Annotated in this window: 10 protein-coding genes; 2 read left to right on the top strand and 8 right to left on the bottom strand. The window is 28.8% G+C overall.

Annotated elements, in window-relative coordinates:
- Positions 1–70: 70 nt before the first annotated feature.
- Entirely contained in the window at positions 71–1,711 is a 1,641-nt protein-coding gene (locus NG904_RS07510) for a ribonuclease J (RefSeq protein ID WP_252214385.1), read from the bottom strand.
- Between the two features lie 269 nt (positions 1,712–1,980).
- On the opposite strand from NG904_RS07510, the gene NG904_RS07505 reads away from it, so the two are divergent.
- Complete coding sequence (locus tag NG904_RS07505) at positions 1,981–2,349, top strand: MATE family efflux transporter (RefSeq protein WP_252225181.1); 369 nt, start codon at positions 1,981–1,983, stop codon at positions 2,347–2,349.
- Positions 2,342–2,542, top strand: coding sequence for a hypothetical protein (locus tag NG904_RS07500; protein WP_252225179.1), 201 nt, complete (start codon positions 2,342–2,344; stop codon positions 2,540–2,542). The genes NG904_RS07505 and NG904_RS07500 overlap by 8 nt, the downstream gene beginning before the upstream one ends.
- A 287-nt stretch (positions 2,543–2,829) precedes the next feature.
- On the opposite strand, the gene NG904_RS07495 is transcribed toward NG904_RS07500, so the two are convergent.
- The 7 genes from NG904_RS07495 to NG904_RS07465 all read right to left on the bottom strand — a co-directional run bounded on the left by NG904_RS07495 (position 2,830) and on the right by NG904_RS07465 (position 11,631).
- Positions 2,830–4,980 (bottom strand): YhgE/Pip domain-containing protein, encoded by a 2,151-nt coding sequence (locus NG904_RS07495; protein WP_252230817.1) that lies wholly within the window; start codon positions 4,978–4,980, stop codon positions 2,830–2,832.
- A 322-nt stretch (positions 4,981–5,302) separates the two neighbouring features.
- A complete protein-coding gene (gene fsa, locus NG904_RS07490) occupies positions 5,303–5,947 on the bottom strand; it encodes a fructose-6-phosphate aldolase (protein WP_252214088.1) in 645 nt (214 codons plus the stop codon).
- A gap of 364 nt (positions 5,948–6,311) precedes the next feature.
- A complete protein-coding gene (gene deoD, locus NG904_RS07485) occupies positions 6,312–7,019 on the bottom strand; it encodes a purine-nucleoside phosphorylase (protein ID WP_252214089.1) in 708 nt (235 codons plus the stop codon).
- A gap of 73 nt (positions 7,020–7,092) precedes the next feature.
- The gene (locus NG904_RS07480) at positions 7,093–8,019 is read right to left on the bottom strand and encodes a transketolase family protein (protein ID WP_017353617.1); all 927 of its coding nucleotides are present in this window, start codon (positions 8,017–8,019) and stop codon (positions 7,093–7,095) included.
- Between the two features lie 12 nt (positions 8,020–8,031).
- Positions 8,032–8,847 carry a transketolase gene (locus NG904_RS07475; RefSeq protein ID WP_252214091.1) on the bottom strand — a complete coding sequence of 272 codons (816 nt, stop codon included), beginning with the start codon at positions 8,845–8,847 and terminating at the stop codon, positions 8,032–8,034.
- A gap of 210 nt (positions 8,848–9,057) precedes the next feature.
- Positions 9,058–10,248 (bottom strand): phosphopentomutase, encoded by a 1,191-nt coding sequence (locus NG904_RS07470; protein WP_252225174.1) that lies wholly within the window; start codon positions 10,246–10,248, stop codon positions 9,058–9,060.
- Positions 10,249–10,428: 180 nt separating this feature from the next.
- Complete coding sequence (locus NG904_RS07465) at positions 10,429–11,631, bottom strand: NupC/NupG family nucleoside CNT transporter (RefSeq protein WP_252214095.1); 1,203 nt, start codon at positions 11,629–11,631, stop codon at positions 10,429–10,431.
- Between the last annotated feature and the right edge of the window lie 44 nt (positions 11,632–11,675).

Here is an 11,675-nt window from a genome sequence, read left to right as displayed (position 1 = left end):
CCATTTTCAAAGCATAGCCTAGTTTTTTTGATCCTTACATTTTATAATATTGTTAATATTTTATAATAAGTTATATTTCTACAATTACTGGTAATATCATAGGCTTTCTTTTCATTGTAGTATATACAAAACTATCTACTTCTCTTCTTATTCTATTTTTAATTTCTGCCCATTGTGTTATATTATCGTCTAAACATTTTTCTACAACTTTTGTAACTATACGTCTTACATTGTTAATTAAATCTTCAGAATTTCTAACATATACAAAACCTCTTGACACTATATCTGGTCCTGATAATATTACCTTATTTCTTCTATCTATTGCTACTACTACAGTTATAATTCCATCTTCAGCTAAATTTTTTCTATCTCGCAAGACCATATTTCCCACATCGCCAATTCCAAGACCATCTATAAGAACTCTTCCAGATGGCACTTTTCCAATAACTTTTCCCTTGTTTTTTGATAATTCAAATACATCACCTGTATCTAATATAAATATATTCTCTTCTTTAAGCCCCATACTTTGAGCAATTTTAGCATGAGTAATCAAATGTTTATATTCACCATGTACAGGAATAAAGAATTTAGGTTTTAATAAGCTTTGAATCACCCTAAGTTCTTGTTCACATGCATGACCTGAGACATGTATGTCTTCTATTGTTTTATATATTACATTAGCACCTTTTTCAGTCAAGTCATTTATTAAATTTGATACAGCTTTCTCGTTTCCTGGTATTGGAGATGCTGAAATTATAACCACATCTCCCTTTTGTATTTCTATATATTTATGAGTTGACGCTGCTATTCTAGAAAGAGCTGCCATTGATTCACCTTGACTACCTGTTGTCACAATAGTAATTTGGTCATTTGGACAATTCTTTATTTCATCTAATGATACTATCATTTCTTTAGGTATAGATAAATATCCTAAATTCATTGCAATCTCTGATATTTTCTCCATACTTCTACCACTAAAAGCTATCTTTCTTTTATTTTTTATAGAACAATCGCTGATTTGTTGAAGTCTATGAACATTTGATGCAAATGTAGATACAATAACTCTTCCGGTTGCTTTACTAAAAAGATTATCTAGTGTTTCTCCAACTGTCTTTTCTGACATTGTATATCCTTTATGTAATGCATTTGTGCTATCTGCCATCAATAATAATACACCTTTTCTGCCTAGTTCTGCATATCTTTGAAGATTTATTACATGACCATCTATTGGAGTAAAGTCAACCTTAAAATCTCCACTGTGTACAATAATTCCCATTGGTGTATGCAATGCTATAGAACAAGCATCAGGAATACTATGATTGGTTCTAATAAATTCGATATTAAAATTCTTTAATTTTATAGTTTCACCAATTTCAACAAGATTTAATTTACAATCATTTAACATATGATGTTCTTCTAGTTTACTTTCAATTAATGCTAATGTTAATTTGGGTGCATATACTGGAACATTAATTTGTTGTAATACATACGGTATTCCACCTATATGATCTTCATGACCATGAGTTATAAAAAAGGCTTTTACCTTATTTTTATTTCTTATTAAATATGTAACATCAGGAATTATGATGTCAATTCCATAAAGATCTTCATCCGGGAATGCTAAACCACAATCTATAACAATTATTTCATCACCATATTCAAATGCTGTAATATTCTTTCCTATTTCTCCAAGTCCACCTAATGGAATTATTTTTAATTTCGCCTTATTTTTTAGTGAAACCTTCTTTGGTTTGTAACTCTTTAAATTTTTAGTTTCTTTTTTAGTTTCTATAGTGTTTTCCACATTTTCACTCCTCATTTACTTTCATCTCTTATTTTAAGTATGTACATATACGATTAAATATATAACTTTAAATTTAAGTTATTCATTTGCAGTACAATAATATATTTTTTATTTAAGTTAATACTATTTTTTCTATTCCATTATTAATCGGAAATATCTTTCAACAACTTTATAGTATGGTTGATACTATTATAGTCGGTAGATTTTTAGGCATCCAGTCTCTTGCTGCTGTTGGAGCAAGAGGATCTATTTTCTTTTTAATAATAGGATTTATAGTAGGACTTGCCAGTGGATTTTCTGTTATTGTTTCTCAAAAATTTGGTGCTAATGGTGATGAAGGTGTAAGAAATTCCGTTGCAACATCAATAATTTTATGTTTTATAATAACTATAATAATAACCACTTTAAGTCTTTTATTTTCTAAATCACTATTAAGGCTGTTAAATACCCCAGAAGATATTATAAATAGTGCTAATGCTTATATAAGTGTTATCTATGTAGGAATTGGAGATAGATTTATTCCTATGATGGCTGGCGTTGCTTAAATTATTAGTAAGAGTTATTGTTGCATTTACATTGCCTGCTATAATTGTGTATACTGGTATATGTTTAGCTAGCCCAATAGCATGGATTGCAGCATGTATTCCTTTGGCAATAAAATATTATAAAACCATAGACAAGATGAGTATTAATGATTTAAATTTTTTAAAAACAAAATCAACAGAACTTCTTGGATAAAAAACAATGTATTAAAAATATTCCTTGGATAAAATAAATATTCCAAGGAATTTTATTTTATATACTGATCTACTAGATCACAATATTATTATACTTATATTCTTCATTATTCACTTCAAATAACATTTCTATAATTTTACTTTATATTAAGATTATAACTCATTCATTTTTATATTAATACATCTTAATTATTAAATTTTAATTAAACTAAAAAAACAAGTCTTGTTTAAGTAAAAGTTAAAATATATTTCTTTTCAAACAAAACCTTGATTTTTTAATTATATTACTTATTCTGAAATTCCACTTTCCTCAAACTTTTTTGTAAACTTTTCTAATAGTTTATTTATAGGCTTCTTTAAAAATACTGCAATTAAAATAGAAGCACCTCCATAAATTAACAATATTATTATATCTTTTGTTAATACTTCTCCTACTACTCCACCAATTGCTTCTCTTGCAAAAGATATAGCATATGTAAATGGTAAATAAGGATGTATCATTTGAAAAAATTTTGGGGTTAATTCTATTGGAAATGTTCCTCCTGATCCACCTATTTGTAATACTAATAATACTATTCCTATAACTTTTCCAACATTTCCAAAAACAGAAACTGCCGAATAAAGTATTGATACAAATACAGCACTAGTAAATAACATTCCTAGGACTAATAACATAGGATTTAAACAATATATTTTTAATAAATATAAATCTCCCATAACTACTATAAGTGATTGAATTAGTGCTACAGTCATAAATAGCATTAACTTACCAAAATATATTTCCCAAAATTTATATTCTCCATGAGTATTAACAGTTAAAATTGAAAGCAACAATAATAATCCAACCCATAAAGATAATACACTATAAAACGGTGTCATAGCACTTCCATAGTTGCCCATTGGATACAATTCTCTTGTTTCAAGATTTACAGGAGTAGTTAAAAAATCCGTTCTTTCTTGAACATCTTCTTTTAATAAGTCTATTAATTCTTTTAAACTCTGTTCGTCTGTTACATTTTTCATTTTATCTGTTATTTCATTTATTATTCTTTCTGCTTCTGGAAGTTTTTCTTTAACAAAAGTTATTCCTTCTATTCCTTTGTCTGCCCCTTTATAAGCAGTGTTTAATATGCCTTCAACATTAGGTAATCTTTTTTCAGCTTCTTCTATCATTGTTAATGTATTTTCAGCAACTTTAAATGCACTGTCAAATATATTATTTATTTGTGGAAGTATTTCTGTGTCAAACTTTAAATATATATCTTCACTTGTTGATGCAATATTATCTGCTAATGTTTTTATATTGTTTAATAAACTTAAATCTACAGTATTTCCAGCATCTAAAGAATCTCTTATACTTTGAAGTGAATTTTGAATTTTATAAATATTTTCTTGTAACGTTTCAAGCTTATTTACAATTCCATTTAGGGGCTTAGTAGAACTAATATTATTTAGTACTTTTAGAAACCTCAATACTGAATCATTTACTTTTTCTAAACTCTTTACCTTATTTATTAAATTATTAATCATTTCTGGTGCTTTCTCTGTTCCAGAGTTTATAGCATCTATAATACTATTTGTATATGATGAAATATCTTTACTTATTTCTGAAACTAATCTAATATCTTCTTTAATTGTTGGTGACATATCATTTAATCCACTCTTAGATACAGAAATAAAACTTTCTACCTCACTACTTAAGCTCTTAGTATTATTTAATGTTTCATAAATTAAAGGTATACCTTCCTGTATTTCTTTAACTAACTCTTTAATTTTAACTACACCATCATAAGCTAAATCAGTTGCTTCATTTATTTCTCCGAACCTGCCTCTAATTTCTTCTAACATATTATATACATTAGATATTTTAGGTATTTGATCTTCTAATTCAATTCCCACATCTCTTGATGCCGTAAGTAATGAATTACTAACTGTTTCAATTACACTCTTTGTAACATTTTCTTGAACTCCTGAAGCACCTTTATCAGTTAATTTAGGAGCAACTGCATTTATTTTTTCATTAACAGTATAAATTATAGTTCCTTTTTTAATATCACTAGTTATTATTGAAGTCATATCTTTTGAAAAGTCTTCTGGAATTGTTATTGTAGCATAATATTTCCCCTTTTTAATAGCTTCATCGGCTTCCTCTTCACTAACAAATTGCCAACCTAATAAATTATTTTCTTTTAATCCATTAATAACTTCATCGCCTAAGATTATATAATTTTCCAATATATATGCACCTTTATCCTTATTTACAACACCAATTTTAATTTTACTTGTAGCTTCTTGTGAATATGGATCCCACGATGCTGCTATATTAAACCAAGCATATAAGGATGGTAGTAAACATAAAGCCATTATTACAATAAGTGCAGATGAGTTGGTAATTATATTTCTTATATCTCTTTTATAAATACTAAATATGTTTTTCATATTATGCTGCTACTTATACTCTATACAAGTAGCTCTCCTTTCCATAACAAATAACATTCTTAAGTATATTATTAGGATATTTTCAAAAATTTATTAGTTATTTATTATAAAAGAGACGATAATTCCAAGGTTAATAAAAACAGACTACAATAATAAAATAAATATAGATATTTTCAGATGCGTATATATAAGAATAGACAGAATTTCTTTAAGATTGTGACTAAAGAAAAAATTTAGAAAGTAAAATAGAAAGTAAGCTTAAATATAAAAAAATTAGCTCTGTATTAAATCAATAATAAATAAAACAGAGCCAATAAATACTTTATTTATTCATGCCTTCATAATCTTTTAAGAATTTTTCAATTCCTGCGTCTGTAAGCGGATGCTTGATCATTTGCATAATAACATTGTATGGAATTGTTGCTATATCAGATCCTGCTTTAGCACAGTCTAATACATGAATTGGATTTCTAACACTTGCAGATATAATTTCAGTATCTATTCCATGAACTGCAAATATTTCAGATATATCTTCTATTAATGTAATACCTGTACTTCCAATATCATCTAATCTTCCTAAGAATGGACTTACATAGCTTGCACCAGCTCTTGCTGCAAGTAATGCTTGTACTGCTGAAAAAATTAATGTTACATTTGTTTTTATTCCTTCTTTATGAAGAATATTTACTGCTTTTAATCCTTCTGCACACATAGGAATTTTTATCACCATGTTTTTGTGAATTTTAGCTATTTCACGTGCTTCTTTAACCATTCCTTCACATTCCATTGAAATAACTTCTCCACTTATTGGACCATCAACAATGCTTGTGATTTCCTTAATCACTTCTTTAAAGTCTCTTCCTTCTTTTGCTATAAGTGAAGGATTTGTAGTAACACCACAAATAACTCCTAACTCATTAGCTTTTTTTATTTCTTCAATATTGGCTGTATCAACAAAAATTTTCATCGATTAATCCTCCTAATCTTTTCTTACTTTATTTATTCTATAATTAGTATACATAATCCTTCAACTTTTAAAGTTAACGATTACTTTAGAACAAAATCGCTAAGGCGACTTTAGAGCCCTCGATTTTTTTAGCCATGCACCCTTTCCAAACGCAGTGCAGGAATAATGGTGCGGCATATGATTATTTTTTATTCTTTAGGGGTACTCATCATACCTTTAAAAAACAGTATCCTAAAAATTATACACAAATTTCTTAATAATATAAATTCCTAAAGAATAAAATATAACGTTTGCACTTACTTAAATAAATATTCTAAGTTTTAGATGAAATATTACTCCATCTAAAACTTAGAACTTTAATTTTTTATAAAGAAACTATTGTATCAAGAGCAACTTCCATCATTGCTTTGAATGTTGTTTGTCTTTCTTCTGCACTTGTTACTTCACCTGTTATAAAGTGATCACTTACTGTTAATAAAGTTAATGCATTAACTTTATGTTTAGCTGCTATTGTATATAATGCTGCTGTTTCCATTTCAACTCCTAAGCAACCGAAATCAGCCCATTTCTTCCAATCTTCATTATCATCTCCATAGAATATATCTGAACTATATACACTACCTACTTTAGGTTCAAATCCTTTTTGTACTGCTATATCATAAGCAGGTTTTAATAAATCAAAACTTGCTGTTGGCGCATAAGTTCTACCTTGGAATCTTACTAAGTTAAGATTTGAATCTGTTGAAGTTGACATTGCAATTATAAGATCTCTTATTTTAACTCTTTCATGGTAACCACCACAAGTTCCAACTCTTATAAGGTTTTTAACTCCGTAGCTTTCTATTAATTCAGTAGAATATATAGACATTGATGGGATACCCATTCCGGTTCCTTGCACTGATATTCTCTTACCTTTATATGTTCCTGTAAATCCATACATTCCTCTAACTTCATTGTAGCAAACTACATCTTCTAAAAAGTTTTCTGCTATAAATTTAGCTCTTAAAGGATCTCCTGGTAATAATACGCTTTCTGCTATAGCGCCTTCTGGTGCATTAATATGAATACTCATTGTGTCTTACCTCCGCTTATTATAATTTAATTAATTGTTATGTTTTTTAATTTGGGTCTTATATAAGTAAAATCTATTTTAATATTGATTTAACTTCTTTAATTATTTCTTCACTAGTTAAATTATATTTTTTCATAAGTTCATCTGGTGTTCCTGATTCTCCAAATGTATCTTTAATTCCTACCATTTTAATTAAAGTAGGACATTCACTAGATACAACTTGAGAAACCATTGCTCCAAGTCCACCTATAATAGAATGTTCTTCAGCTGTAACTATTCCTTTAGTTTCTTTAGCAGCTTTTAATATTATTTCTCTATCTATTGGTTTAATAGTAGAAATATTTATAACTCTTGCTTTAATTCCTTGAGTTTCTAATTCTTTTGATGCTTCTATAGCTTTTTGAACCATCATTCCTGTAGCTATGATAGTTACATCATTACCTTCTCTTACCTCAACACCTTTTCCGATTTCAAATTTATAATTATCATCGAATATATCTTCTGTATTGCATCTTCCAAATCTTAAGTAAACAGGACCATTAAATTCAGCAGCAGCTTTTGTTGCAGCCATTGCTTCTCTATGATCTGCTGGAACTATTACTGTCATATTAGGAAGTGAATTCATAAGTGCTATATCTTCAACAGATTGATGTGATCCACCATCTTCACCAACTGTAATTCCTGCATGAGTTGCTGCTATTTTTACGTTAACCTTTGGATAACAAATAGAGTTTCTTATTATTTCAAAAGCTCTTCCAGTAGCAAAAACAGCAAATGTGCTTGCAAAAGGTATGTTTCCTACATTAGCAAAACCTGCAGCCATTCCCATTAAGTTTTGTTCTGCTATACCTGCATTAAAAAATCTATCTTTAAATTCTTCTTTAAATCCATTAGTTTTAGTTGATTTAGAAAGATCCGCATCTAAAACTACTACCTTCTCATTTTCACGTCCAAGTTCAACCAATGCCATTCCGTATGATTCTCTTGTTGCTTTACCCATTTTAAATTCCTCCTATCTTTCAATCTCACTTATTGCTTGATTTCTTTGTTCTTCATTAGGTGCTTGACCATGCCAACCTGCTTGATCTTCCATAAAGCTAACACCTTTACCTTTTACAGTCTTAGCAATGATAACGCTTGGCTTATCATTACACTTTTCAACTTCTAAGAATGCTTCATTTATTTTGTCAAAGTCATTACCATCTTCACAAATAACAACATTCCAACCAAAGCTTTCAAATTTCTTATCTAAAGGAGAAACTCCCATTACATCTTCATTTTTACCATCTATTTGAAGGCCATTGTTATCAATTATAGCAACTAAATTATTTAATTTATAATGAGCTGCTGCCATTGAAGCTTCCCAAACCAATCCTTCTTGTAATTCTCCATCACCTAAAACAACATATATCTTAGCATCGTTCTTTTGAGTCTTAAGACCTAAAGCCATTCCCACTGCATTTGATATTCCTTGACCAAGTGATCCGGTTGAAACATCTACTCCTGGTACATGCTTAGAATCTGGATGTCCTTGAAGAAGAGCTCCTGTTTTTCTTAAATTGTATAATTCTTCTTTTGGGAAATATCCTTTTTCAGCTAATACAGAGTAAAGAGCTGGAGCTGCATGTCCCTTGCTTAATACGAATCTGTCTCTGTTAGGATCTTTAGGATTCTTAACATCAACATTCATTTTTTCATTGTATAAGTATGTTATTATTTCTGAGCAAGATAGTGAACCACCTGGATGTCCTGATTTTGCTGCATAAATCATTTCTATTATGTCTTTTTTTACTTCTTTTAATGTAGAAACTAAATTTTCTTTATTCATACCTTTCACCAACCAATCTTTCAATTTGTAGTATATAATTTAATTAACTTTGTTTAAACATTCACATTTTAGCCTAGTTAAATCTAATATGCTTACATTTATGCTGAATTCTAATTTCCAGGTAAAATTAATTCTACCTGGAACTAAGAATCTTATTATTCTAAAAATCAATGCAATTTTAAGATATTATATTCGTAATTTAAAATATTATTAAACTAGCTTTCCTAGTACTGATTTACCAATTGTATTTTCAGGCATCTTTAATTCAAAGTTATCAGCTATAGTTGCACCAATTGTAGCAAAACTATCTACTGTATCCATTAATCCATTTTCTTTCATAGATGGTGAATAAGCTATAAATGGAACAAATTCACGTGTATGATCAGTACCAGTATAGGTTGGATCGTTTCCATGATCAGCTGTTATTATTAATAAATCATCTTCTTTTAATTTTTCTAATACTTTTCCTAAGTTAACATCAAATTTTTCTATTTCTTCTGCATAACCTACTGGGTTTCTTCTATGTCCCCATAAAGCATCGAAATCAACTAAGTTAACAAAGCATAATCCTTTAAAGTCTTTATCCATTATTTCTAATGTTTGTTCCATTCCATGAACAGAACTCTTTGATTTATTTGATTCAGTAATTCCTTCTCCATCAAATATATCACTTATTTTTCCAACAGATATTACATCAAATCCATTATCTTTTAATGCATTAAGTGCTGTTGCTCCATATGGTTTTAATGCATAATCATGTCTGTTGCTTGTACGTTTAAATTCGCCTTTTTTAGCTCCTAAGTATGGTCTAGCTATTACTCTTCCAACTTTCCATTCATCTTTAAGAGTAAGCTCCCTTGCTATTTCACAACAACGATAAAGTTCATCTAAACCAAAAGTTTCTTCATGACCACAAATTTGTAAAACAGAGTCAGCAGAAGTATATACTATCATATCTCCTGTCTTCATTTGATGTTCTCCAAGTTCGTCTAATATTTCAGTACCACTTGCACTCTTATTTCCTACTATATTGTGTCCTGTTCTTTTTGTTAGTTCATCTAACAATTCTTCTGGAAAACCTGTATCTGTAAATGTTTGGAATGGTTTTGTGATGTGTAAACCCATCATTTCCCAATGACCAGTCATAGTATCTTTACCAACACTTGCTTCTTTCATTTTCATATAATGAGCTAAAGGTTTTTCTGCTGCTTTTACATGTTTTATAGGATGTAGATTTGATATACCTAGTTTTTCTAAATTAGGTATATTAAATTTTTCTACTGATTCAGCAATATGCCCAAGAGTATCTACTCCTTTATCTCCATATTCTATTGAATCTGGCATAGCGCCTATTCCAAGTGAGTCTATTACAATTGTAAAAATTCTATTATACTTTTTCATACCTTTAATTCCTTTCCAAATTAGACTATGTTTTAACACTAATTTTACTATATTTTTACTTATTATGGGCAATACTATTTAAAATAGTTATTTATTATACAAATTTCTTAAAGTTATAAAATTTTTTTATAACTTTAAGAGAATGTAATATCTTATTAATTATAATTTTAATATGTACTATTATATTAATGTAAGAAGACCAACTATCATTGCACTTAAAACACTAACTGCAAATCCACCAATCATTGCTTTAAAGGCTAATCTAGCAAGGGTATTTCTTTTTTCTGGACACAATGCAGCTATACCTGAAATACAAACTCCCATACTAGAAATATTAGCAAATCCACAAAGTGATATAGTAAGTACTAAACCTGTTCTATAACTTAATGAACCAAATATGTTACCTAAGTCTTGGAATGCAACAAATTCATTTAATACTAACTTACTTCCTAATAATTGACCTGCTGTAAGTATATCTGATCCATTTAATCCCATAAAGAATCCAATAGGTGCAAATATATAAGAGAATATTTGTTGTAAACTTACTCCAAAAATTCCAAGTATACCATTAACTAATGCTACTAGCGAAATAATTGCAAGTAATGAAGTACCTATTGCTACAGCTGTTTGGAATCCACTCATAGCACCTTCTGAAATTGCAGAAATAAGATTTTCATTATCACCCTTATTGTCCATGCTAACATTTTCAATTAATTGAGTTTCCTCTTTTTCAGGTAATAATAACTTTGATATTGCTATACTTCCCATAGGTACCAAAGCACTAGCTATTAATAAATATTCCATAGGAATTCCAAGTGCAGTATATCCCCCTATTATAGTTGCTGACATACTTCCCATTCCTGAAACTAATACAACTATGATTTCACTATCAGTCATTCTATTTAAGTATTTACTAACTAATATTGGACTTTCTGTTTGGCCTAAAAACATATTAGCAACTGCAACAAAACTTTCAACTTGTGTTGTTCCCAATATTTTACCTATAGCTTTACCTATTATTTTTACTATAAATCCTAATATTCCTAAATAATATAAAGCTGCAACTAATGCTGAAATAAAAACAATATTTCCTAATACTTGAATGGCAAATATCATTCCTGTAGGTGCACCAGCATTACCTATTGTTCCAAATAAGAAACCGATTCCCTCTTTACCATAATCAAGTACTTGAGTAACTACATCTGATACTTTTAATATCATTATTCTTCCTAATGGAAATTTTACTAATAAAAATGCAATTACAAACTGTATACCAAGTGCTTTTAATATAGTTTTTTTGGGAATGCTTCTCTTATCTGCAGATAAAATGTACATTATTCCTAATAATAAAATTATACCTATTAAATTTATAACTATGTTCATAATCTTTCTCCTGTCTTTTGTTATAGTATTAACTTTATTCCCAT

The sequence above is a fragment of the Clostridium sp. ZBS15 genome (assembly GCF_023845705.1).
Lineage (GTDB): Bacteria > Bacillota > Clostridia > Clostridiales > Clostridiaceae > Clostridium > Clostridium aquiflavi.
Note: the sequence above shows the minus strand (reverse complement) of the source record. Positions and strands in the feature narration are given on the sequence as shown.